This is a genomic window from Cellulomonas sp. FA1, assembly GCF_000986825.1.
GTDB lineage: Bacteria > Actinomycetota > Actinomycetes > Actinomycetales > Cellulomonadaceae > Cellulomonas > Cellulomonas iranensis.
Map to the genome: position 1 here is coordinate 3,669,731 of NZ_LBMY01000001.1, position 23,029 is coordinate 3,692,759.

General features: G+C 75.2%; 20 protein-coding genes and 1 pseudogene. 10 read left to right on the forward strand and 11 right to left on the reverse strand.

Annotated elements, in window-relative coordinates; translation table 11 throughout:
* Window positions 1-2 precede the first annotated feature (2 nt).
* Genes GY42_RS16595 through GY42_RS16610 form a run of 4 tightly spaced genes read right to left on the reverse strand, consistent with a single transcriptional unit; the run spans window position 3 to window position 4,822 of the window.
* The gene (locus GY42_RS16595) at window positions 3-926 is read right to left on the reverse strand and encodes an ABC transporter ATP-binding protein (protein ID WP_052748461.1); all 924 of its coding nucleotides are present in this window, start codon (window positions 924-926) and stop codon (window positions 3-5) included.
* On the reverse strand, window positions 913-1,875 hold the full coding sequence (locus tag GY42_RS16600) for an ABC transporter permease (RefSeq protein ID WP_082131619.1): 963 nt from the start codon (window positions 1,873-1,875) through the stop codon (window positions 913-915). Before GY42_RS16600 ends, GY42_RS16595 begins: the two co-directional genes overlap by 14 nt.
* Window positions 1,872-3,593 (reverse strand): glycosyltransferase, encoded by a 1,722-nt coding sequence (locus GY42_RS16605; RefSeq protein WP_152667362.1) that lies wholly within the window; start codon window positions 3,591-3,593, stop codon window positions 1,872-1,874. The genes GY42_RS16600 and GY42_RS16605 overlap by 4 nt, the downstream gene beginning before the upstream one ends.
* Window positions 3,590-4,822, reverse strand: a complete 1,233-nt coding sequence (locus tag GY42_RS16610; RefSeq protein WP_046530161.1) for a glycosyltransferase family 4 protein — start codon at window positions 4,820-4,822, stop codon at window positions 3,590-3,592. The genes GY42_RS16605 and GY42_RS16610 overlap by 4 nt, the downstream gene beginning before the upstream one ends.
* A gap of 142 nt (window positions 4,823-4,964) precedes the next feature.
* Between GY42_RS16610 and GY42_RS16615 the strand changes: the two genes are divergently transcribed.
* Window positions 4,965-6,182 carry a M20 metallopeptidase family protein gene (locus GY42_RS16615; protein WP_082131620.1) on the forward strand — a complete coding sequence of 406 codons (1,218 nt, stop codon included), beginning with the start codon at window positions 4,965-4,967 and terminating at the stop codon, window positions 6,180-6,182.
* Window positions 6,183-6,186: 4 nt separating this feature from the next.
* Here the strand turns inward: GY42_RS16615 and GY42_RS16620 are convergent, their stop codons facing one another.
* Window positions 6,187-6,525 carry a TraR/DksA family transcriptional regulator gene (locus GY42_RS16620; RefSeq protein WP_052748462.1) on the reverse strand — a complete coding sequence of 113 codons (339 nt, stop codon included), beginning with the start codon at window positions 6,523-6,525 and terminating at the stop codon, window positions 6,187-6,189.
* Window positions 6,526-6,660: 135 nt separating this feature from the next.
* Here GY42_RS16620 and GY42_RS16625 point away from each other — a divergent pair, with 135 nt between their 5' ends.
* From GY42_RS16625 to GY42_RS18450, 5 genes and pseudogenes are all read left to right on the forward strand, one after another.
* Complete coding sequence (locus tag GY42_RS16625) at window positions 6,661-7,044, forward strand: cold-shock protein (protein WP_046530162.1); 384 nt, start codon at window positions 6,661-6,663, stop codon at window positions 7,042-7,044.
* Window position 7,045: 1 nt separating this feature from the next.
* The gene (locus GY42_RS16630) at window positions 7,046-8,098 is read left to right on the forward strand and encodes a DUF3027 domain-containing protein (protein ID WP_046530163.1); all 1,053 of its coding nucleotides are present in this window, start codon (window positions 7,046-7,048) and stop codon (window positions 8,096-8,098) included.
* 131 nt (window positions 8,099-8,229) lie between these two features.
* A pseudogene (locus GY42_RS20235) lies at window positions 8,230-8,430 on the forward strand (hypothetical protein); the annotation flags it as partial.
* 491 nt (window positions 8,431-8,921) lie between these two features.
* Window positions 8,922-11,132: an ATP-binding protein gene (locus GY42_RS16635; protein ID WP_152667363.1), complete on the forward strand. Its 2,211-nt coding sequence runs from the start codon at window positions 8,922-8,924 to the stop codon at window positions 11,130-11,132.
* Window positions 11,133-11,213: 81 nt separating this feature from the next.
* Window positions 11,214-12,011 (forward strand): CAP domain-containing protein, encoded by a 798-nt coding sequence (locus tag GY42_RS18450; RefSeq protein WP_052748466.1) that lies wholly within the window; start codon window positions 11,214-11,216, stop codon window positions 12,009-12,011.
* Window positions 12,012-12,039: 28 nt separating this feature from the next.
* Here the strand turns inward: GY42_RS18450 and GY42_RS16645 are convergent, their stop codons facing one another.
* Window positions 12,040-12,330: a DUF2530 domain-containing protein gene (locus tag GY42_RS16645; protein ID WP_052748467.1), complete on the reverse strand. Its 291-nt coding sequence runs from the start codon at window positions 12,328-12,330 to the stop codon at window positions 12,040-12,042.
* Between the two features lie 50 nt (window positions 12,331-12,380).
* Window positions 12,381-12,950, reverse strand: a complete 570-nt coding sequence (locus GY42_RS16650; RefSeq protein WP_046530164.1) for an arsenate reductase/protein-tyrosine-phosphatase family protein — start codon at window positions 12,948-12,950, stop codon at window positions 12,381-12,383.
* Between the two features lie 141 nt (window positions 12,951-13,091).
* Here GY42_RS16650 and GY42_RS16655 point away from each other — a divergent pair, with 141 nt between their 5' ends.
* The 4 genes from GY42_RS16655 to GY42_RS16670 all read left to right on the forward strand — a co-directional run bounded on the left by GY42_RS16655 (window position 13,092) and on the right by GY42_RS16670 (window position 18,673).
* Window positions 13,092-14,978: a DUF4012 domain-containing protein gene (locus tag GY42_RS16655; protein WP_052748468.1), complete on the forward strand. Its 1,887-nt coding sequence runs from the start codon at window positions 13,092-13,094 to the stop codon at window positions 14,976-14,978.
* Window positions 14,979-15,057: 79 nt separating this feature from the next.
* Window positions 15,058-15,624, forward strand: coding sequence for a hypothetical protein (locus GY42_RS16660; RefSeq protein ID WP_046530165.1), 567 nt, complete (start codon window positions 15,058-15,060; stop codon window positions 15,622-15,624).
* 179 nt (window positions 15,625-15,803) lie between these two features.
* Entirely contained in the window at window positions 15,804-17,378 is a 1,575-nt protein-coding gene (locus GY42_RS16665; protein WP_046530166.1) for a polysaccharide biosynthesis tyrosine autokinase, read from the forward strand.
* 47 nt (window positions 17,379-17,425) lie between these two features.
* A complete protein-coding gene (locus GY42_RS16670; protein WP_046530167.1) occupies window positions 17,426-18,673 on the forward strand; it encodes a lipopolysaccharide biosynthesis protein in 1,248 nt (415 codons plus the stop codon).
* A 119-nt stretch (window positions 18,674-18,792) separates the two neighbouring features.
* On the opposite strand, the gene GY42_RS19545 is transcribed toward GY42_RS16670, so the two are convergent.
* From GY42_RS19545 to GY42_RS16690, 4 genes are read right to left on the reverse strand one after another with little or no spacing between them, the layout of a single operon-like run.
* Window positions 18,793-19,788, reverse strand: a complete 996-nt coding sequence (locus tag GY42_RS19545; protein WP_046530168.1) for a glycosyltransferase family 2 protein — start codon at window positions 19,786-19,788, stop codon at window positions 18,793-18,795.
* On the reverse strand, window positions 19,785-20,876 hold the full coding sequence (locus GY42_RS19550; protein ID WP_160309431.1) for a hypothetical protein: 1,092 nt from the start codon (window positions 20,874-20,876) through the stop codon (window positions 19,785-19,787). Before GY42_RS19550 ends, GY42_RS19545 begins: the two co-directional genes overlap by 4 nt.
* Window positions 20,873-22,207 carry an O-antigen ligase family protein gene (locus tag GY42_RS16685; RefSeq protein WP_152667364.1) on the reverse strand — a complete coding sequence of 445 codons (1,335 nt, stop codon included), beginning with the start codon at window positions 22,205-22,207 and terminating at the stop codon, window positions 20,873-20,875. Before GY42_RS16685 ends, GY42_RS19550 begins: the two co-directional genes overlap by 4 nt.
* Window positions 22,204-23,028 (reverse strand): glycosyltransferase family 2 protein, encoded by an 825-nt coding sequence (locus GY42_RS16690; RefSeq protein ID WP_046531162.1) that lies wholly within the window; start codon window positions 23,026-23,028, stop codon window positions 22,204-22,206. The genes GY42_RS16685 and GY42_RS16690 overlap by 4 nt, the downstream gene beginning before the upstream one ends.
* Window position 23,029: the final 1 nt, after the last annotated feature.

The following is a 23,029-nucleotide window of genomic DNA, read 5'->3' on the forward strand; positions in this document are numbered from 1 at the left end:
GGTCAGCGGGCACGGACGTGCCGGGGTGGTGCGGACGGGTCGTACAGGTCGGTGACGCGCACGGCCGTGTCGTGGCCCTCGCGGAACGCGTCGTCGAGCAGGCTCGAGGCCTTCTCGTCCTCGCCCTTGGCGAGGTTCCACGCCCACCAGCGGTACTTCTGCGCGACGGCGTACGCGTCGCCCTCCATGACGAGGTGGCCCTTGTGCAGCCAGACGGCGCGCGTGCAGGTCTCCTCGATGGTCTTGGCGGCGTGCGACACGAGGAACGTGCAGCCCGCGGAGGCGCGCAGCCGGTCCATGCGGTCCTGCGACCGCTCGCGGAACGCGGCGTCGCCGGTGGCGAGGGCCTCGTCGATGAGCAGGATCTTGGGGTTGGCCGCGGCGGCGATCGCGAACTTGAGCCGCGCGCCCATGCCCGACGAGTACGTCTTCATGGGGTGGTGGATCTGCGGGCCCAGCCCGGACAGCTCGACGATGTCCCGGTACGCGGCCGCGGCCTGCTCGGGCGTCATGCCCATGGCCAGGCAGCCGAGCCGCACGTTCTGCTGGCCCGTGAGCTCGGGGACCATCGCGGCGTTGACGCCCAGCAGCACGGGCTGGGTGCGCGCGAGCACCTGGCCGCGGATGGGGCGCTCGAGACCCGCGATGACCCGCAGCAGCGTGCTCTTGCCCGAGCCGTTGAGGCCGACGACGCCGATCGCGTCACCGGACCGTGCGACGAGCGACACCCCGGCCAGCGCGCGCACGGCGACGTTCGCCTGCCGGCCGATGAGCCGGTTGACGACCCGTAGCGGGCGGGGGACGTCGCGTGCGGCGGACGTGTCGGACGACGGCGTGCGGTAGCGCACGTGCACGTCGTCGACCGCGACCTGCACGGGCGTGAGCGCGGTGACGGCCGACGTGACGGGTCCGCTAGACGGAGCCATACGACTCCTCCCCGCGCCAGAACACGACGGTGCCGACCAGCAGGAGGCCGACGGCCCAGCAGGCGACGATCGTCCACGCCTGCCACGGCGGCGTGACGCCGTACAGCAGGCAGTCCCGCGTGATCTCCAGCACCCGGTACATCGGGTTGAGCTGCACCAGCTCGAGCACCCGCGGGTGCGAGATGAACCGGTCGAACGAGAAGAACACGGCCGACCCGTACAGCCAGAACCGCATGGCGAGCCCGATGACGTGGTTGAGGTCGGGGACCCGGGTCGTCGCCCGCGCCGCGAGCAGCGCGAGCCCGAGGTTCATCGCGAGCTGCAGCAGCAGCACGAGGGGCACGAGCAGCCACCGCCAGCTGATCTCCTGCAGCGGCGTCGACCAGTCCTCGCCGGCACCGGGGCGGGTCAGCAGCACGAGGAGGGCCATCGTGACGAACGCCGGCACGAAGCTCAGCGTCTCGCGCGCGACGGTCGCGATCGGCAGCGCGGCCCGGGGGAACGAGAACGACTTCACGAGCGACCGGGCCGCGATCACCGACCGTGCACCACCCGTCACCGACCGGGTCGTGAACCCGAACATGAAGACGCCGATGATGAGGTACCCGATGAAGTTGTCGATGCCGCGATTGGATCGCAGCAGCAGCCCGAAGATCACGAGGTACACGGCGGCGTCGAGCAGCGGGTTCAGCACGAGCCACACCTGCCCCAGCAGGTTGCCGCTCGTGCCGCTGATGACCTTGGCGCGCGCGTCCGCGACGATGAAGTGCCGGCGCTGCCACAGCAGCCGCAGGTAGTCGCCCAGCGCGGGCCGGTCGGCGACGGGGTGCAGCGCGGTGCCGTCGACGGGCTCGACCCGCACGGGGCGCCTGCCCTCACGGGAGAGCAGCGGCTTGGTGAACCGGGGGACGTCGGGCAGCGGGTCGGTGCTCGGCGGGGCCGTGGTCATGCCGCGAGCTCCTCGTAGAGGGCGCGGTAGCGCGCACCGGCGGCGGCCCACGTGCGCCCCGCGGCGAACTCGCGGCCCGCGGCGCCGAGCCGTGCCGCGAGCGCGTCGTCGCCCGCGAGACGCTCGAGGGCGTCGGCCCACGCCGTCGCGTCGTCCGGCGCCGCCAGCAGACCCGCACCGGGCGCCGCGACGACCTCGGCCAGCGCGGGCAGGTCGCTCGCGACGACGGGACGCCCCAGGGCCATCGCCTGCATGGGCTTGAGCGGCACGACCGTGCGCGTCACCGCGGTGTCGCGGCGGGGGACGGCGAACGCGTCGAGCGCCTCGTACCAGGACGTCGCCGCGCCCGGCGGGACGCGCCCGGGCAGCACGACGTGCTCCGTGAGACCCAGCTCCTGGACCCTGCGCTCGACCGCGGGGCGCGCGACGCCGTCACCGACGACCGCCGCTCGCGCGTCCACCCCCCGGTCGCGCAGCTGCGCGACCGCGTCCACCAGCGTGACGATCCCTTCGTAGTCCACCAGGCTCGTCACCGTGCCCACCCAGAACCCGGAGGTGGGGAGCCCCAACGCACGGCGCGCCTCGACCGAGGATACGTGGCGGCCCAGCAGGCCCGTGTCGACGCTGTTGGGCACCACGGTGATCCGTGCGGCGTCGACGCCGCGCGCCACGAGGTCGTCACGGACGGTCGCGCCCAGCACCACGACGTGGTCCGCCGCGGACGCCAGCTCGGCCTCGCGGGCGCGCAGCATCGCGTGCCGCCGGCTCGCGCGGGCGGCGTCGCGCAACGCGGGCGTCGGGAACGACGCGGCCCACGTGTCCTCGAGCAGACCGCGCACCTCGTACACCCACGGCACCCCCAGCCCGGCGGCGACGGCCTGCGTGACCAGGGCGTTCGTGTAGTTGGTGGTCGTGTGCAGCACGGTCGGCCGCCACCGGGCCGCGACCTGCGCGAGCGCGCGCGCGTGCTGCTCGAGCCGGGCGCCGGGGGTCCGGGCCGTCGCCCAGGGCAGCAGTCGCCGGTACTCCACGTCGTCGACCACGTCGACGTCCCGCGCGCCCACGAGCCCGACCGACACCGGGTACCCGATCCGGGTGGCGGCCAGGACGTCGACCCCCGCCGCGGCCTGCGCCCGCAGCACCGCGTGGCTGCGCAGCGCGTACCCGCTGGCGGTGTGCGGCAGCGAGTTCACCAGCACGTGCAGCGCCCGGGGTGCCCCGTCGGGTGCCGGTCGGGTCGGCGGGACCGTGGGCGTCGGCAGCCGGAGCCCCGGCGTCATGAGGTCGCGCTCGGACGCGAGCCGGCGCCCGAGCGCGGTGCCCTGCGCGAGCCGGACCGCGTCGTCCACGCGGCCCTCGCGCCACGCGCGCCGGGCCGCCGTCGCGCCGCGCGCCCCCGGGTCGGGCACGTCGAGCTCGACCGCGACCTCCGCCAGCACGCGACGCCCCACCCGGCCGCCGGGGGCGGCGAGCGCCGCGGCGACGTGCGTGCGCGCGACGTCCCGGTGCCCCGTCAACCACACCGCGAGCCCCAGCCGGGCGTCGCGCCGCCGCCCCCGGGCCCCGCGCCGCAGCAGCGCCGCCGCGCGCCGTGCGAGCGACCGCGGTGCCCGGCGGCTCGCCTGCACCGCGAGCAGAGCCGGGTCCTCCACGAGCATGGCCGCGGCGGTGGTCACGCCCAGCACCGCGTGCCGCACGAGCTCGGTCGCACGCGTCACGTCGTCAGCCCCCCGAGCAGGTCGAGGTAGTGCGCGGCGAGCCGGTCGTGGTCCGCGTTGTCGAGCACCCAGCGCCGGCCCCGCAGGCCCACGTCGAGGCGTGCGCGGTCCTCCGCGAGCCGGGTCCACAGGTCCGCGAGTGCCGCCGGGTCCTGCGGGGCGACGACGTCGCCCGCGTCGGACTCGGTGATGATCCGCGCCGCCTCGCCGGCGATCGACGCGGTGACGTGCCGGCCGACCGCGAGCGCCTCGTACAGCTTGGACGGCACGGTCCACTCGAACGGGCCCCAGTCCCGCAGGGACACGAGCGAGGTGTCGGCCCACGCGTAGTGGGCGCGCACGTCGCCCTGCGGGACGCGCCCCACGAACTGCACGGGCGCGCCGAGGCGGCGCGCCGTGTCGTAGAGGTACGCCTCGTCCGCGCCCGTGCCGACGACGCGCATCACGAGGTCGACGCCGCGCTCGCGGACCACGTCGGCCGCCTTGACCGCGGCGGCCAGGCCCTGGCTGCGGCCGAGCGTGCCCAGGTAGAGGACGCGGAGCGAGCCCGCGGGGCCGACGGCCGGCGGCAGCGGGTCGAGGTGCGCGACCGACGTGCCGTTGCGCACCACCTCGACGCGGCGCGCACCGCGCTCGCGCAGCACCTCCGCGAACGACACCGTGGTGGTCACGACCGCGTCGGCGCGCCGCTGCAGGTGCGTCATGGCACGGTGCGCAGCCGTCGTCGCGAGCGCGCGCCGACCCCGTCCGTGGCCCGGGCCGAGCATGCCGCTCGACCCGATGAGGTCGGGCCACGCGTCGCGCATCTCGACGACCACGGGCCGCCGCAGCAGCCGCGCCACGGCCATGCCGGCGGGGATCGACGGCAGCCCGGGGGCGGTGGCGATCACGACGTCGGGGCGGTCGCGGCGCCCGGCGTACCGCGCCACGGCCCGCACCAGCGAGTCCGTCGCGGCGACGGCCTGGTCGACCGACCTGCTGACGAGGCGGTGGTCGTGGGTGCGGAACCGCACGCGCACGACCGTCTCGCCGTGCTGGCCCCGGGTCACGGTGCCGACCCGGTCGTGCGGGGCGAGGTCGCCGGCGCGACCGCTGGGGTAGTGCGGCGGGGGAGCGAGCACCGTGACGCGGTGGCCGGCGTCGACGAACCGCCGGACGAACGCCGACCAGCGGCGCTGCGGGGCACCCGTCTCCGGCGCGTAGTGGTGGGTCACGAGGAGCACGTGCACGCCTCGATCAACCCCTTCAGCTGTCTTCACACGTCGGCACATCGTCTTCGCCAGACCTTCACGGTACCCAACGCAACGTTTGCCGCCGCACGCCCTCCGACCCACGGGACACGTCCGCACCGCGCTGTGGCAGGGTGACGGCATGGCGCTCGACGACCGGACCCTGACGGCCCTCCGTGACGACGCGACCCGGGAGCTGCCGCGCACCGCCGCGCTGCGCCACGCGCTGCACCGCGTGCCCGAGACGGGGCTCGACCTGCCCGCGACGCAGCGCCTCGTGCTCGACGCGCTCGCGGACCTCGACCTCGAGGTCACGACGGGGCGGGCGCTGAGCTCGGTGACGGCCGTGCTGCGCGGCGCGCGCCCCGGCCCGACGGTGCTGCTGCGCGGCGACATGGACGGCCTGCCGGTCACCGAGGACACGGGTGAGGAGTTCACGTCGCAGCACGCGGGCGTCATGCACGCGTGCGGGCACGACCTGCACGTCGCGGGCCTGGTCGGCGCGGCGCGGCTGCTGGCGGCGCGGCGCGACGAGATCGCGGGGTCGGTCGTGCTGATGTTCCAGCCGGGCGAGGAGGGCCACCACGGTGCGCGCCTCATGATCGAGGAGGGCGTGCTCGACGCGTCGGGCGAACGCGCGGTCGCGGCCTACGGCGTGCACGTCATGTCCGCGGGCATCCCCACGGGCGTCGTGGCGTGCCGGCCGGGCACGTTCATGGCCGCGTCCGACACGGTGCGCGTCACGGTGCACGGCCGCGGCGGCCACGGCTCCAAGCCCTACCTGGCGGCCGACCCGGTGCCCGTCGCGGCCGAGGTCGTGCTCGCGCTGCAGGCGATGGTGACCCGGCAGTTCGACGTCTTCGACCCGGTGGTGGTCACGGTCGGGCGGATCGCCGCGGGGACGAAGGACAACGTCATCCCGGACGACGCCCACCTCGACGCGACCGTCCGCACGTTCAGCGAGGCCACCCACGCGGCGGTGCCGGAGCGGCTCGCGCGGGTCGTCGAGCACGTCGCCGCGGCGCACGGCATGACGGCGACGGTCGACTACCGGCGCGGCTACCCGGTGACCGTGAACCACGCGCCCGAGGTCGACCGCGCGCGCCGCCTCACCCGGCAGATGATGGGGGAGGCCGGCTGGGTGGACGCGCGCGACCCGGTGCCGGGCGCCGAGGACTTCTCCTACGTGCTGCAGGAGGTGCCCGGCGCGTTCGTGTTCGTCGGCGCCACGCCGCCCGGCGAGGACCCCGCGGCCGCGGCCTACAACCACTCGCCGCGCGCCCGGTTCGCCGACGAGGCGCTCGTGACCGGCCCCGCGGTGCTGGCCGCGCTCGCGCTGGACCGGCTCGCGGAGGGCTGACGCCTCACGCGTGCGCGACGCACGTCGTGGCGGTCGGGCGGGCCGTCAGGCGTGCGTCGTCGATCGGCTCGCCGCCCACGGCGCACGTCCCGTACGTGCCCGCGGCGACGCGCGCGAGCGCCGCGTCGACCTCCTCGAGCCGGCGCCGGGCGTCGGCGGCGAGCGCCTCGAGCTGTGCGCGCTCGAACGCGATCGTCGCGCCCTCGGGGTCGTGCTCGTCGTCGACGTTCGCGCCGCGCGCGGCGTCGACGACGTCCCCGTGCGCCTCGCCGAGCGCCGCGAGCCGCGCGAGCGCGTCGGCGCGCAGCTCCGCCAGCAGGGCCCGTGCGCGTCCGTCGTCCACGCCCAGCAGTCCACACCGCCGCCGCCGCGGGCGCGCGCCGGGGCGGACGGACGCGAAACGACGTGCACGGCCCGGTAACCTGGACGGTGGTCCTCGGAATGCCCCGTGGACGTGCCCGGCGCAAGAGGAGCGGCAGTGCCCACCGGCAAGGTCAAGTGGTTCGACACCGAGCGTGGCTTCGGCTTCATCGCCGACGACGACGGCGGCGAGGTCTTCCTGCACGCGTCCGCGCTGCCCGCAGGCGTCACGGCGCCCAAGCCCGGCACCAAGGTCGAGTTCGGCGTGGCCGACGGGCGCCGCGGCCCGCAGGCGCTGTCCGTGACGTTCCTCGACCCGGTCCCGTCCGTGGTCAAGGCCAAGCGCGCGCCCGCCGACGAGATGGCCGTCGTCGTCGAGGACCTCATCAAGGTGCTCGACAAGGTCGGCAACGACCTGCGACGCGGCCGCTACCCGGAGGGGCAGCGCGCGACCCAGTACGCGACGCTCCTGCGGGCCGTCGCGGACAAGCTCGAGGCCTGACGTGGCAGCCGTCAAGGACGCCGTCCTCGAGCGGGCCGTGGACCTCGCGCGCGAGGTCGCGGTCGAGATCGCGGAGGAGCCCGAGCACGTCGGCGAGTACCTCGGTGCCGTGCGCGAGGCCGAGCGGCTCGTGTCGCACCGGTTCGCGTGCACCGCGCGCGGGTACCGCGGCTGGGCGTGGACCGTCACGGTCGCGCGCGTGCCGCGCGGCCGCACCGCGACCGTGTGCGAGGCCGAGCTGCTGCCGGGCGAGGACGCGATCCTCGCGCGCACGTGGGTGCCGTGGTCCGAGCGTCTGCGCCCGGGCGACATCGGCCCCGGGGACGTGCTGCCGTTCCGCCCCGACGACCCGCGCCTCGAGCCCGGGTTCACGCCCACGGGCGACCCGGCGGTCGACGAGGTCGCGATCGACGAGCTCGCGCTGGCGCGCGTGCGCGTGCTCTCGCCGCAGGGACGCGACGAGGCCGCCGAGCGCTGGTACCGCGGGTCGCGCGGCCCGACGGCCCCGGGGGCCGTCGCGTCGAGCGCCGCGTGCATGACGTGCGGGTTCCTGGTGCCGCTGCAGGGTTCGCTCGGGACGCTGTTCGGCGTGTGCGCCAACGAGTGGTCGCCGGACGACGGCAAGGTCGTGAGCCTCGACCACGGGTGCGGTGCGCACTCCGAGACCGACGTCGACCCCGCGCCGACCGAGTGGCCGGCACCGGACCCGCTGCTCGACGAGAACGCGGTCGAGGTCGTCGCGGTCGAGCCGTCCCGGGCCGGTGACGCGCCGCCCGCCGACGCGTCGACGGGCGAGCCGGGCGGCGACGCACCGACGGCCGAGGGGCCGGCGACCGAGGTGTCGGTGGCTGAAGCGACGGTGGCTGAGGCGACGGCGGCTGAGGTGCCGGCGGCCGACGAGCCCGCCCCGGAGCCGCAGGCCGAGCAGCCGGTGGCCGAGGAGCCCGCGACCGAGCTGCCCGTGACCGAGCTGCCGGTGACCGAGGAGCCCGCGTCCGAGCAGGCCGCGGACGGTCCGTCGGACGACGCCGAGCGCACCCCCGACGGGCCGTGACCGCCGACGTCTTCGGCACGGCCGCGCTGCGCGGTGCGGTGCTGGAGGCGTGGCGGGCGTCGCCCGCGCGGCTGCGCGAGGACGCCAACGGCGAGGAGGACCACGCCCGCGGGTACTACCGCGACCGGGTCGTGGTCGAGCTCGCGCAGAACGCGGCCGACGCCGCGACGCGCGCCGGGACGCCGGGCCGGCTGCTGCTGCGCCTCGCGCACGGCGACGACGGCAGCCCCGTGCTGGTGGCCGCGAACACGGGCGCGCCGCTCGACGCCCCCGGGGTCGCGTCGCTCGCGTCGCTGCGTGCGTCGGCCAAGCGCGGCACCAGCACGCGCGAGGTCGGGCGGTTCGGCGTCGGGTTCGCGGCCGTGCGCGCGGTCGCCGACGAGGTGGTGGTCTGCTCGACGACGGGCGCGGTCCGGTTCGCGCTGGCCGACACGCGCGTCGAGCTCGAGCGGGTCGCCGCGCACGAGGCCGCCGAGGGTCGTGGCGAGCTGGCCGACGAGGTCCGCCGCCGCGACGGCTCGCTGCCGGCGCTGCGCCTGCCGTGGCCGGCCGAGGGGCGCCCGCCCGCGGGCTACGACACGGCGGTCGTCCTGACGCTGCGCGACGAGGTCGCGCACGACGAGGTCCGTGCGCTGCTGGCGGCGGTCGACGACGTCCTGCTGCTCGCGCTGCCGGGGCTCGTCGAGGTCGTCGTCGAGGTCGAGGACGCCGCGCCGCGCCGGCTCGCGGACGTCGAGCGCCGCTGGGACGTCCTCACCGCGGAGGGCGAGCTGCCGCTCGCGCTGGTCGCCGACCGGCCCGTCGAGGAGCGGTCAGCCCGCACGTGGCGCGTCACGTGGGCGCTGCCGCGCACGGGTGCCTCCTGCCGGGGGTCGTGCACGCGCCGACGCCGACCGACGAGCCGTGCTCGCTGCCGGCGCTGCTGGTCGCGACCCTGCCGCTCGACCCGTCGCGGCGGCACGTCACGGCCGGCGCCCTCACGGACGCGGTGCTCGACCACGCCGCCGCCGCGTACGCCGACCTGGCGGGTCGGGTCGCGGTCTCCGGCGCCGACCCGACGGGCCTGGTGCCGACGGGGCTGGCGTCGGGTGCGCTCGACGCGGCGCTGCGCGGACGGGTGCTCACCGCGTTGGCGCGCACGCCGCTGCTCGTGCCGGCGGACCCCGACGACCCGCTGGTCGCGCCGATGCGCGCGACGACGGTGCGGGACCTGCCGGACGGGCCGGCCGTCGCGGCGCTGGGGCTGCTGGTCGCGGGGCTGGTCCGCCTGCCGCCCGGCCCGGCGGCGGCCGCGGCGGCCCGCGCGCTGGGGGTCGAGGAGCGCACCCTCGCCGAGGTGGTCGACGAGCTGCCCACGGGCGCCGCGGTCGACTGGGCGGCCCTGTACGACGCGCTCGACGCGGTGGCGCACGACGCCGCGGCCCGGGAGGGGCTCGCGGCGCTGCCCGTGCCCCTGGTCGACGGCCGTGTGGTCCGCGGGCCGCGGGGCGTCGTCGTGCTGGACGAGGACGTCGCCGCGCTGCCGCTCGCGACGCTCGACGCCCTGGGCGACTGGGGGCTGCGCGCGGCGGACCCGCGGGTCGCGCGTCCGCTGCTGCTGCGGCTGGGTGCCGAGCGCGTCGACGCGCACGCGCTGCTGCGTCACCCGGTGCTGCGCGCGGCGGTGCTGGAGCAGGCCGACGACGACGACCTGGACCACGCGGCGCAGGTCACGGCCGCCGTGCTCGACGTCGTCGCGGCAGCCGGGACGGTGCCGGACGACGCGGCGGCCTGGCTCGGGCTGCTGACGCTCACGGCCGCAGACGGTGCCGCGGCGCCCGCGCACGGGCTCGTGCTGCCCGGTGGACGCGCCGCGGACCTGCTCGACGACCGCGTGCTCGCCCCGGTGGCCGTCGAGGCCCTCGACCGCTGGTCGCGCGAGGTGCTGACGGCCGTCGGGGTGCGCGACGACCTCGCCGTGACGACCGTGCCGGACGTCGTCGCGGGCGTCGCGCCCGACGAGGACGCGGACGAGCCGGGCGCGCTCGCGGCCGCCTCGTTGGACGGCTGGGACGCGTACGTGCTGCGGCTCGCGGCGGTGCTGGGGCCGGGTGCGGCGTGCGGCGACGTCGCGGCGGTCGCCGACCTGGACGCCGTGGCCGACGACCGCTGGGACGCGCTGCTCGCGCACGTCGCGCGTACGCCGGCGCTGCGGGCCGCGCTCGTGACGCCGGTGCGTGGCGAGGGCTCGGGCGCGAGCGCCGACTCGTACACGGCGTGGTGGCTGCGCACGCGGGCGGGGCTGCCGCTGCCCGCGGTGTTCGCCCTGCCGGGGGCGCACGGCCTGCCGGCGGCGCTCGTGCCGCCCGCACCGGCCGTGCTGGACGGCCTGGACGCGGGTGCGCTGCGCGCGCTGGGCGGCGTCGCCTCGCTCGCCGAGGTCCCGGCCGTCGGGTGGTCGGCGCTGCTCGAGCGGCTCGGTCCGCCAGGTACCGCCGTGCCGCTCGAGGTCGCCGCCGGGCTGTGGCGTGCGTGGGCGACGGGCGCGGGGCCGGGCGAGGCGCCGGGTGCCGTCGTCGCGCTCACGGCGCCGGGCGTCGCGGAGGTGGTCGAGGACGCGGTCGTGGCCGACGACCCGCGCTGGTGGCAGCGCGCGTCCGACGCGGTGCCGGTGGTGCCCGTCCCGCCGTCGGGGCCGGACGGCGTGCGCCCGGGCGCCGGTGCGGTCGCGGACCTGCTGGACCTGCCGCTCGCCGCCGACGAGCTCGACGCCGACGTCGCGGACGACGGCGAGCCCGAGGACGTGCCGGACGCCGTGCTCGCGCTGCTGCCCGGTGCGCCGGTGCGCTGGTGGCGGCACGACGACCTGCTGGTCGGCGGCGACGCGGTCGACTGGTGGGTGGACGACGACGGCGACGTGCACGCCGTGCACGTCGCGGGGCTCGCGGCGGGGCTCGCGTGGGCGGCCGGCCGGTGGGGTGCGCGCGGCGCGCTCGAGCACCTGCTGGGGGACCCGGACGACGGGTCCGCGGCGCTCGACGTGGTGCTGGGCTGACCCGTGCGGACGTGCACGGACGCGGCGCCGCGGGGTCCGGACGAACTACCACCAAAGGTCACGATCAGGTAACATCCGGCTGTGCCCGACGCCCGACGACGTGACCTCCGCCGCTGGCACGACCGCCGCCGTCGGCGCGGGCCCGCAGGCGCGCTGACGGGCGGCCTCGCGGTCGTCGCCGTGGCGTCCGCGATCGTCCTGGCCACCGCGCCCGGTGCCTCGGCGCCGACCGGGCCCGCCACGTCCGCGCTCGCCCCCGACGGGCCCGCCGACCGTCAGGACGCCGCGTCGCGCAGCGCCGAGCGCACCGATGAGGCGGAGCCGGCCGCGCCGCAGAGCGACCCGACGTCGTCCGACGGTGCCGAGGTTGCGCCGGACCCCGCTCCCGACGGGTCCGGCGCGGCCGCACCCGGGGCGGACGGGGCCGCGTCCGGCGGGGACGGGGCCGCCGCACCCGCACCCGCCGCCGAGCCCGAGCCGCCGCTGGCGCCGGCCGCGGTGGCCTCCGCCGACGACCCGGGTGCCGCGATGGCCGCCGACGTCGTCACGCTGACCAACGAGCGTCGCGCCGAGGCCGGGCTCGCGCCGCTCGGGGTCTCTGCGTGCGCCACCGAGCAGGCGGTCGCGCGCGCCGGCGTCCTGGTCGCGGAGGGGCGGTTCGAGCACGACCCGCTCGGCCCCGTCCTCGACGCCTGCCGTGCGGGCACCGTCGGGGAGAACCTGTCGCTCGGCTACCCGTCCGCGCAGGCCGCCGTGGCCGGCTGGATGGGCTCGCCGGGGCACCGCGAGAACATCCTGCGGGCGTCGTACGCGCAGGTCGGCGTCGGCTGCGTGCCGGGCGGCCGCGGCTGGCTGTGCGCGCAGGTGTTCGTCGGCTGACGCACCCGGGCGCCCGCCGCGTGGGGCCTCAGGCGGCGTCGCGGTGCGGCGCGGGGGCGATCATCGCGCCCGTGCCGTCGGGCGACAGCCGCCCGTTGCGACGCGCCCACAGGATGCCGACGAGCCCCAGCACGACACCCGAGGCGCACACCGCGAACCAGCGCAGCGGCGCGACGTCCAGCAGCCACAGCACGCCCATCACCGCGAGCGCGGCGCCCCACAGGGCCGTCCCCGTCCCCATGACGCGCGCGAGGTCGACGTCGATCGGCGGCGGCGGCGTGCGCCGCGGGTGCATCAGGGTGTCGACGAGGGTGGGCACGCCCCGATCGTAGTCCGGGGGTGCCGGGGCCCGGCCCGGCGGCGCGGTCGTCAGCGCAGCAGCGCCGTCGCCAGCGCGTCCACGGCCGGCGCCAGCGACGCGAACGACGCGCGGTACACGGCGTCGCCGCGGCCGATCGGGTCCTCGACGTCGTCGACGCCCGCGCCCGCCGCGGGGCGTGCGGCCGCCGCCAGCGCCGGCAGGGCGCGCAGCCGCTCACCGGGCGTCGCGCCCGCGTCGCGCAGCGCCGCCGGGTCCACGTGGGGCAGCAGCCGGGCCAGCTCGAGCAGGGTGAACGTGCGGCGCACGGCGGCCGGCGCGAGCTGCACGACGGCCGACCGGTGACTGCGCGTCAGGGCCAGCACGAGGTCCGCGCGGGCGACGAGACCGGCGTCGAGCTGCCGCGCCGCGAACCCGTCGACGTCGGCGCCCGCGCCCGTCAGCAGGGGCACCATCGGCGCGGAGACGGGGTGCCCCACGACGGCGTGCGTCCCCGCCGACGCGACCACCACGTCCGTCCCCGCGAGCCGGGCCGCGAGCAGCCGCTCGACCGCGGGGGACCGGCAGATGTTGCCCGTGCAGACCGCCACCACGAGCGCGGGGTCGGGAGGCGTCGTCATGCGGCCCCATCATGCCGGACGGCCCGGGCAGGGAGACGTCGGTCGCACCGGACGCGGACAGCGCCCGGTTCGTACGGTTAGCATCGCCGACGACGCGTCGGCGACACCCCTCCGGCGCGCAGGGGGCGAAGGGGGCTGGGTGTGACGCACCCGGGTTGGGGTTCGCAGTGGTCGGGCCAGGCGGTCCCGCGGCCGCGCACGGCGCAGGACCCGCGCTCGGCGCGTCGACGTCCGGCGGGCGCGCGGCCCGCACGACGGCGCCGCCGGGGCACGCGCCGGCGCGCGGTCCTGCTCGCCGTCGCGGGGCTCCTCGTGCTGGTCGTCGTCGCGGTGGCGTGGCTCGCGTGGGACGCGGTCCGCGCGCGCAGCGACCTCGAGACGGCGCGGGACGCGGTCGCGCGCCTGCAGGACCAGGTGGTCGCCGGCGACGTCGAGGGCGCGCGTGCGACGCTGCCGGCCCTGCGGGAGCACGCCGCGGCCGCGCACCGCCGCACCACGGGGCCGCTGTGGTCGGTGGCGGGCGCCGTGCCGTGGGCGGGGCCGAACGTCCGGGCCGTGCAGGCCGTCACCGAGGCGGTGGACGAGCTCGCGCAGCACGCGCTGCCGCCGCTGGTGGAGGCGACGGCCCTGGTCGACCCGGCGGCCCTGCGTCCCGTCGACGGGCGCGTCGACGTGGCGCCGCTCGCGGACGTCGCGTCGCAGGTCGCCGCCGCCGACGTCGCCGTGCGTGCGACGCTCGACCGCTTGGAGCAGGTCGACACGGGGGCCGTGGTCGCGCCCGTCGCGGAGCCGGTGGACGCGCTGCGCGACCAGCTCGCGCGCGTGGCCGTGGACACCGGGACGGCGGCGCGCGCGGCCGCGCTGCTGCCGCCCATGCTCGGCGGCGACGGCCCCCGGCAGTACCTGGTCCTCGTGCAGAACAACGCCGAGCCGCGCGCGACGGGCGGCATCTCCGGGGCGGTGCTGCTGCTGCGGGCCGAGGACGGGCGCCTCGAGGTCGTCGAGCAGCGCAGCGGCAACGAGCTCACGGGCCTGGGCGACCCCGAAGCGGAGCTCAGCCCGGCCGAGCAGGACCTCTTCGGCCCCCTGCTCGTGACCGACATGCGTGACGTCAACTTCACGCCGGACTTCCCGCGGTCCGCGCAGCTCGCGCGCGGGCTGTGGGCGCGGGCCACGGGCACGCAGGTCGACGGCGTGCTGTCGGTCGACCCGGTCGCCCTCGCGCTGGTCCTGCGCGCGACCGGGCCCGTGACCCTGGCCGACGGCTCCACGCTGGGCGCCGACGACGCCGTGGGGGTCCTCCTCAACGACGTCTACCTGCGCTTCCCGGAGCCCGCGCGGCAGGACGCGTACTTCGCCGACGCGGCGTCGGCCGTGTTCTCGGCGGTGAGCAGCGGGCAGGGCGAGCCGGCGGGCGTCGTCGACGCGCTCGCGGAGGCGGCGCGGCGCGGTCGGCTGCTGGTCTGGTCGGCGGACGCCGACCTGCAGGCGCACCTCGCGGGCACGGTGCTGGCGGGCGAGCTGCGCGGCCGCGCGGGGGACAGCCCCGTGGTGGGCCTGTACCTCAACGACGGCACGCAGGCGAAGCTCGGCTACTACCTCGACGTCGACGCGCAGGTCGCGTCGACCGCGTGCGTCGACGGGGACGCGCAGCGCATCGCGCTGACGGCGACGTACCGCTACGCGCCGCCCGCCGACGTGGCGTCGCTGCCGCCGTACGTGCTCGGGCTGGACGGCGTCGTGCCTCCCGGCGACTTCCGGACGAACGTCCTGCTCTATCTTCCCGAGGGGGCTTTTCTGGAGGACATCATGGTGGACGGTCGACCAGTTGAGGTGCACGCGCAGGTGCACGACGGACTCGCCGTGGCCGCTCTCACCTGGACATTCTCTCCTGGTCAGTCGTTCACATTGACCGCCAATGTGGTCAGTGGTCCAGAACAGTCCGGCGAGGTGCTTCTGAGGGGCACCCCGACCGCGTCGGGTTTCGATCATGTGTCATCTGTTTCCAAGTGCGCGGATCGCGGTTAGCCTCATCTCGACACCGCGGTCCGGGGTGAGGAAATCGACCCCGGACCCGCCCATGTCGTCGCACCAGGGGGGCAATTCCATGAAGATCCGTCGCACCGCTGCCGTGACCCTCACGGCCGCCGCGCTCGCGCTGCTTCCCAGCGCTGCCTTCGGGTACGGCGCCGCGGACTACAGCAACACCGGGACGGCGTCGACCACGACCCCGACCGTCGGCCAGCCCTTCACCATCACGGTCCAGGGCCCCGCCAACACCCCGGTGATCATCACCATCACCACCAACCCGGCGTCGATCCCCGACTCCGCGATCACGATCGCCGGCACCAAGGCGCTCACCAAGACGACCAGCGCCTCCGGCGCCGTCTCGTTCACGGTGACGCTGAGCCAGCCGGGCACCTACACGGCGATCATCACCGACGGCGTCTCGGGCGAGGCGCTGTCCACGCAGACGTTCGTGGTCCCCGGCCCCGCGGCAGGGGGCGCGGGATCTGCGGCGGGCACGGGCGGGTCGTCGAGCCGGGGCTGGCTGAGCCAGACCGGCTCGGACCCGCTGCCGATCGCGCTCGGGGCGGGCGCGCTGCTCGCCGCGGGTGCGGCAGGCGCGGTCTACGCGAACAAGCGACGTCACGACGTGCGCACGGGGCGCTGAAGTCCCCGGCCACCACTGGCGTGCCCGAAGTTCTCGAGGTCGGACGGGAAGGCCCTCACGCGGACGTGTGAGGGCCTTCCTCCGCTCGTCTGGCCGAATGGCGAGACGAGGCGACAGCTGGATGTCTCGAGGTGCCTCGCGCACCTGCACCCGATGAGAGATCGGAGCGGTACCCGCACATGGAGCTGAGCGACTACCTGTCGATTCTCAAGAAGCGTTGGCTCACGATCTCGGCGCTCGGTGTGGCCGGCGTGGTCATCGCGGTCGGCGCGAGCCTGCTCACGACCCCCATGTACACGGCGAGCACGCAGCTCTACGTCTCGGTGCAGGGCGGAACCTCGACCAACGACCTGCTGCAGGGGTCGAACTTCACTCGTCAGCAGGTGGCCTCGTACACGTCGATCGTCACCAGCCCGCTCGTCCTCGGCCCGGTGATCGACGACCTCGGCCTCGGGCTGCGGGCGGGGTCGCTCGCCGAACGCGTCTCCGCGACGTCACCGTCCGACTCGTCCCTCGTGAACATCGAGGTGCTCGACGAGTCTCCGGCCGTCGCAGCCGCGCTCGCCGACACGATCGCCGAGGAGTTCCGCAGCGTCGTCGCCGACCTCGACAGACCGACCGACGGCAGTCCTTCTACGGTCAAGCTCACCGTCGTCCGGAATGCTGCGGCACCCACCGTCCCGTCGGTGCCGAACACGAAGCTCAACCTGGCGCTCGGCCTGCTCCTGGGCGTGGCGATCGGTGCAGGCATCGCGATCGTCCGCGAGATGCTCGACACGGTCGTCCGCTCGGCGGCCGCGGTCAGGCAGCTCACCGACGTGTCGGTGGTCGGGGTCATCGGCCTCGACGACAACGCCTCGGAGCGGCCCCTGATCGTCCAGGACGCGCCGCACAGCGCGCGTGCGGAGTCCTTCCGTCGTCTTCGTACCAACATCCAGTTCCTCAACCTCGCGAGCCGCCCGTCCTCGATCGTGGTGACGTCGTCGTTGCCCGGGGAGGGGAAGTCGACCACCACCATCAATCTCGCGATCGCCCTCGCGGACGCAGGCAGCAAGGTCGCGCTCGTCGACGCCGACCTTCGGCGGCCGAGCATCGCCAAGTACCTCGGCATCGAGGGCGGCGTCGGACTGACGACCGTCCTCATCGGGCAGGCGACCGTGGAGGACGTCGTGCAGCCGTGGGGCAACGGCCTGCTCCGCGTGGTGCCGTCGGGCCAGGTTCCCCCGAACCCCAGCGAGCTGCTCGGCTCGGACGCGATGACGGCTGTGCTGGACGAGCTGGTCCGTGATCACGACGTCGTCCTGATCGACACGCCGCCACTCCTTCCGGTGACCGATGCTGCCGTGCTCGCGAAGCACGTGGGTGGTGTCCTCCTGGTCGTCGGTGCGGGCAAGACGCACCGGCAGCAGCTCGCCGAGGCGATCCACTCGCTCGACCGGGTCGAGGCGAACACCCTCGGTGTCGTGGTGAACCGGGAGCCGCAGTCCCGCTCGAGCGCGTACGTGTACTACGAGTACTCGCAACAGGCCGGTGACGGTTCCGCCGGTGCTCGCAGGACCCGAGGTGCGCGTACGGAGCTCGCGCGTGCGGCCACGCCCGCGGTGGCGCGGCCAGGGTTCCCCCCGCGGGACGGCTCGTCGGTCCAGGCGGTCGACGTGCCTGCGGCGTCGGTGTCGATGCCGATCGGGTCCGAGGTGGACGACGGCCTGGGACGTGCGTCGACTCCGCCGCAGCACGTCCGCGGTCCACGGTGACGGCACCGCCCCTCGGGAGACGGGCCGTCCGCGCCGGTGCGGCCCGGGTGGCGACGAGAGGAAGCTCGCGCCAGCTGGTCCTCGGGCAGCTCGTCGGCCAGGTCGCGCTGGTCGCGGCGATCCCTTTCCTGACCCGTCTTCTGCCGGCCGGCGAGATGGGGGCGTACCAAGCCGGCTTCTCGATCGCTCTGGTCCTCCAGCCGCTCGCCACGCTGCGGCGCGAGCTCCTGATCCCCGTCAGCCGAGCGGCGGACACGCGCCGGCAGCGCCGTGTCGCGGTGGTGTTCGCGGGCGCCTGCACGGCCATCCTGGCTGCCGCCGGCCTGGTGCTGCACCTGGTGTCCTTGCGGCACGCAGCGGACGTTCTGCTGGCGACTGCGTTGATCCTCTTCTCGACGGCGCTGATGACCGTCGAGAACGCGTACCTCATCCGGCAGGGCGCGCTGAGCAGGCTGGCGGCGCGCAACCTGCTCGCGGGCTCCGTCGCGGCGGTGCTCCAGGTGCTGGTGGCCCTGGCCGTGCCGACCGCAGCCGCCGTCGCGGGCGCGTTGCTCCTCGGTCGAGGCGTGGCGACGGCCGTCACCGTGGTGCGTCGGTCGGTGGACGAGACGCATGACGAAGCCGGGGCTCGTCGCTCGCAGCGCGCGGTCAGCGCGATCCTGTCGGCGATGGTGGCCAACGCCTCGTCCCAGGCCGTGGTCATCGGATCGTTCGTCGTGCTGGGCCCGGTGGCCTCGGCCACCGTCGGCGTGGGGCAACGGATCGGGGGCGCGCCCACGACCCTCGTCGGACAGGCGTTGTCGCAGGTCGCGCTCGGCTCTGCTGCACCGCTCATCCGGGGGCGCAGACCTGGACTGGCCCCGCTGCTGCGACGTCAGACGCTCCGTACCGCGGCGGTCGCGGCGGTCACCGCCGCCGGTCTCATGGTCGGCGCGCCGCTCCTGGCGGTGCCCGTGCTCGGTGCGGGCTGGGAAGAGGCGGGGATCGTGACCGCGGTCTTCGCGATCCCGCTGAGCCTGCAGCTCGTGGCGCTGCCGGTGACGACCCTGCTCATCCCGCTCGGGTACGAGCGTCAGCTTCTCGGTCTCCAGTGCGGGCGGTTGGCGCTCATCCTCGGGACGCTCGCGCTCGCCTCCGCGGTGACCGGCGATCTCGTCGCGGCCTGCGTCGCGACGTCCATCGCCTGGACGCTCGCCTACGTGCCGATCCTCTGGATGTCGTTCGCCGCGGCCAGGGCGCACGACAGAGCGGCAATGTCGGACGCAGTCGAGCCCGTGCCGTCGGAGACGCGGTAGCGCGCTCGCGGCGAGCGGTGTCTCGAGGTTCCCGGTGCGGGCGACGTCGGGGGAGCGTCCGGTGCCGGCCGTCCGTCGCCCTCGGACTCGGCTCAGTGCGTGACCTCTGCGGAGACGGCTCAGACAGCTCCGCGCGGCGTCCACCTCGCGCGCCCGAGACGACGGAACGCGCGGCGGGCGAGACGGGGCGACAGCTTGGCCGCCGCGCACGTCACCAGGGTTCTCCTGTCGTCCCGCACGTGGAGGAGCAGGTCTCGCCACGGGACCATGGAGGGCAGCCGTTCCACGAGTGCGTCGGTCCCTCGTGGGAACCGCCACGCCTCCCGCAGGGCGCGTCCGACGACCATCGCCCGGAACCGTGCCCGGAGATCGTTGACCGTGGCCGGATCGGGGAGCTTCGTCAGCGACGCCTCGGCGAGGTTGAGGAGGGCGACGAAGTTCTGCGGCTGCGGGACGCCGCCGTTGCTGATCGAGCCGTCTCGCTGCACGTACGTGTACAACGTCTCGGGAACCGTGGCGACCCGTCGGAGCTCGGGAAGGAGACGGATCACCCCACCGTGGTCAGACTTCGAGCGCAGCGGTGGGAACACGTCACCGGTGAGCACCTCGCGTCGGAACAGCTTGTTCCACAGAGCCCCGGAGCCGAGCAGGATGCAACCCACGGCATCGCGACCGAGGAGAAGTGCGGCGTCGTCGTAGCGCGCCACGTCCTCACGCTGCGTCAGGGCGGGGCCGAAGCGGTGCTCCGCGCCGCACACGACCACGTCCGCCTGCAGCCGCTCGGCGTTCTCGACCATGATCTCGAGGAAGCGCGGCGACCACTCGTCGTCGACGTCGACGAACCACACGAACCGGCCGCGAGCGGCACGTAGCGCCGCGTTGCGCGCGTGGGCGACACCGCCGTTCGTCGGTAGACCGATGACGCGGACGCGGTCGTCGTCGCCGGCGATCTGCTCGACCAGGCACAAGGTGTCGTCGGTGGACCTGTCATCGATCACGACGACCTCGAAGTCGTCGAACGTCTGCCGCAGGAGTTCGCGGAGTGCCGTGCCGACGTACTCGGCGGCGTTGAACACGGGGAGCACGACCGTCACGCTCGGAGACGAGGCGCTCACGGCGCGACCACCCGCTCGCGCGTCCCCAGCACCTCGGAGGCGAGAGCGCGGAGCGCGACCGCTGCCTCGTCGACGGAAGCGGCCTGCACGGCCCTCGACGCCGCCACCTCGTCCAGGTAGCTGGTGAGCGTGTCGGGACCGGCCTCGTGATCGACCGGCCGGACCGTGAGCCGTCCCGCAGCGAGCGTCCTCGCGATCTTGACGTCGGGGTGTGCGAGGACCGCACCGACGGCAGCCCCGTCCACCGCCGCGACGATGAGTGCGTGGATCCTGTTGCTGAGGACGACCACCGCCCGGGCGTAGGCGGACCGGGCGACGGACTCGATCTCGGTGAGGTCGCCGCTCGCCGCGTGAAGCAGCGGCGCGCCGAGGCGGCCTGCGAGGTCTCGGCTCGTCGGGAGATCGCGACGCGTCTGGGCGACCACCGCGAGTCGGAGCCGACGTGACGCCGCCCAGGCGGCGATCGTGGAGAGCGCGGCGTCCGACGGCTGGGGCCGGTCGCCGCGGTAGCTGAGCACGACCAGGTCGCGGCTCGCTCCGTCCGCGCGGGCGGGCAGGGCGAACGCCCAGTCGGGCGCGACGTCACCGCGTCCGAACAGGTCGCGCGAGACGGCGTCGCGCCACACGTTGCGCGTGACCAGCCGAGCGGCGACCTCGTGCCCGAGGCTCAGCGGGCGACGTCGGTCCCGCGCGCCGACTCCCAGCCGGAACGCCGGGTTGCCACCGGCCCGGGCTGCTGCCGCGAGGAAGGCGCCCATCGTGCCCAGCACGAGCTCGACAGGCGTCGACGAGATCTCACCCGGGTTGGCGAAGAACGTGCCTCGGTCACGCCGGCAGAGCGTCGCCACCGCGGATCCCAACCATCTCGACCGGGAGGTGTACAGCACCGTCCCTGGAGGGACGTCAAGTGCCCCGACGTAGTCCGACGGCGCATGTCCGACGTAGACGTGCCACTCGCCCACGGGAGCGAGCTCGGAGATGAAGGCGCGCCGCAGCAGGGCGTCGCCGAGGTTGTCGTACTGACCTGTGAGGTAGGTGAACGCCCGGTGCCGCGGGTGGTTGGCCCGCGGCAGTGGTGGTGTCGTCATGGGTGACCCTTCCTCGTCGACGGTCGGTCGGACACGTCCGCCAGTCGCTGCGGATCCTGCACGCTTTCGGTCGGCGGGGTGCGTGCGGTACGCGCGAGCAGCGGTGTGAGGGCGAACAGCGCCATGAACGGCAGCACCTCGACGGACTGGTAGATCAGGCTCTGGACGATCGCGGCGAGGAGCCCGGCACGGAACCACGGGACCTCGCCCGGGGTGGCCCACGTGGTGACCGCCATCAACCCGTAGTAGGCGAGGGCTCCGAGGAGACCGAGGCTGACCAGCACCTGGAGCACACCTGACTCGGGTGAGGCCACCGCTCCGCCCGGTGCCAGGTTCGATGTGATGTTCGTGTACTCGCCCGCGTGGCTGCCGATGAGAAGCGGCGACCGCGACCACAGGTCCAGGAGGGTCTGCCACGCGTCGATCCGTCCTGCGTTGCCGGCGCCGTCCGGGCTGAAGATGCTGAGGAATCGTTGCAGGTACGTGTCGGTGGGGGCTGCGACCAGGAACGCGACGGCCAGCGCACCGCCGGCGACCAGCGCTCGGGCGACGAGGCTGAAGCTGCGCGACAGGAGGACGCCGATGGCGAGACCGGCGAGGACCAGGACCATGCCTGACCGGGAGTAGCTCACGAGCACCGCGACCATGCTGACGACTGCGGCGACGAGGTAGAGGCGTCGGCGTTGGACGGCGTGGATGCCGAGCAGGACGAAGGACATCAGCCCCAGAGCGATGGGATAGTGCAAGAAGCTCCCGGTCATGGCCGGCGGTCGAGCTTGCGTGCGCAGCGTGCCGAAGTCGGTCCCGGGGAACACCGTGAGCCCGCCGAACTGCTGCATGAGGGCGACGACGACCATGATCGCGGCGCAGGTCACGAGGGCCGGCCCGGGTCCGCGGCCCGGGCCGAACTCGTACGTGAGGCCTCCGAGGAGCACCATCAGCCCGGCGAGAAAGACCATGACGACGGCGTAGATGGCCGCACCGGCCACTCGCCCGGGCTGAGCGGACGCCCAGACGGACAGCAACGACGCCACCACGAGCAGCCACCACAGGCCCAGCATCGTCGCGAAGTGCGGGGTGGGCCGCGCCCGGTGTCGCACCACCAGAACGGCCGCGAACAGCGCGACCGCGCCCGCCTGGATGGCGTAGCCGACCGTCTTGCCCAGGACCAGCTCGAAGAGGCCGCGGCTGGTGATCGCCAGCAAGGTCATGAAGAACAGCGCCGAGGGGAACGGGCGGGCCGCACCGCGAGGTCCGGAGACGTCCCGAGGACGGGCCGAGACCGACGCAGAAGCAGGGGTTCCGGTCCGCCGCGCGGTGGTCGTCGTCACGCGATCGTGCCCTGCGTCCTGGTGCCCCACTGCCCCGCCATCTCCCGGAACCTCCCGCGGCGGGCCTCGCCCGCGACGAGGTCGGGGTAGCGGCGGTAGAACGTCCACATCGCCCGCATCTCCAGCAACCAGGGCTTCAGCCGGAAGGACGTCGTCTCTCGGGCCCAGCTGTGGATCCAGCGGGCGTCGCCGACCACGTGGACGGGCGTCCCCTTGAGCCACGAACGAAGGCCGAGGTCGGAGTCCTCGTAGTAGACGAAGAACGCCGGGTCCCACGGCCCCTCGGTGCCGAACGACGCGAACGTGTCACGGGTGGCGACGACGGCGGCACCGACGAGCCACGCGGCCGTGGCCGTCTCGCCCGGTCGCGCCTCGATGTGGTAGCGACGCAGCACCCGCTCGACACCGAGGCGGCTGAGGACCTTGTTGGTGAGGCTCGGCACGCCGCGACCAGACGGCTGCGAGGCTCCGTCCGGGTACACGAGCTGCGGCCCGACCAGGCCCGGATGCGTGTCCAAGGCGTCCTCGAGGCGGGAGAGCGAGTCGAAGTCGACGACGACGTCGGGGTTCACGAATGCGACGTAGCTGCCGCGCGCCTGCCCGAAGCCGGCGTTGTTGGCGCGTCCGAAGCCGACGTTGCGCGGCAGCTCGATCACCTGGTCGGCGCCGAGATCGCGTGCGGTCGCGGCAGACCCGTCGCGCGAGCGGTTGTCGACGACGATCCACTCGACGTCCGGTGGTCGTGGTGACGCCCAGTGCTGCCGGAGCGTCGCCGCGCTGTTGTACGTCACCGTGATGAGTGACCAACGTGGGGTCGTCATG

What these genes read in the sequence shown, in the direction of transcription:
- GY42_RS16615 (WP_082131620.1), top strand. Translation starts at nt 4,965, where the DNA reads ATGGCGCTCGACGACCGGACCCTGACGGCCCTCCGTGACGACGCGACC.
- GY42_RS16690 (WP_046531162.1), bottom strand. Translation starts at nt 23,028, where the DNA reads ATGACGACCCCACGTTGGTCACTCATCACGGTGACGTACAACAGCGCG.
- GY42_RS19550 (WP_160309431.1), bottom strand. Translation starts at nt 20,876, where the DNA reads ATGACGACACCACCACTGCCGCGGGCCAACCACCCGCGGCACCGGGCG.
- GY42_RS16660 (WP_046530165.1), top strand. Translation starts at nt 15,058, where the DNA reads ATGAAGATCCGTCGCACCGCTGCCGTGACCCTCACGGCCGCCGCGCTC.
- GY42_RS16665 (WP_046530166.1), top strand. Translation starts at nt 15,804, where the DNA reads ATGGAGCTGAGCGACTACCTGTCGATTCTCAAGAAGCGTTGGCTCACG.
- GY42_RS16595 (WP_052748461.1), bottom strand. Translation starts at nt 926, where the DNA reads ATGGCTCCGTCTAGCGGACCCGTCACGTCGGCCGTCACCGCGCTCACG.
- GY42_RS16600 (WP_082131619.1), bottom strand. Translation starts at nt 1,875, where the DNA reads ATGACCACGGCCCCGCCGAGCACCGACCCGCTGCCCGACGTCCCCCGG.
- GY42_RS16650 (WP_046530164.1), bottom strand. Translation starts at nt 12,950, where the DNA reads ATGACGACGCCTCCCGACCCCGCGCTCGTGGTGGCGGTCTGCACGGGC.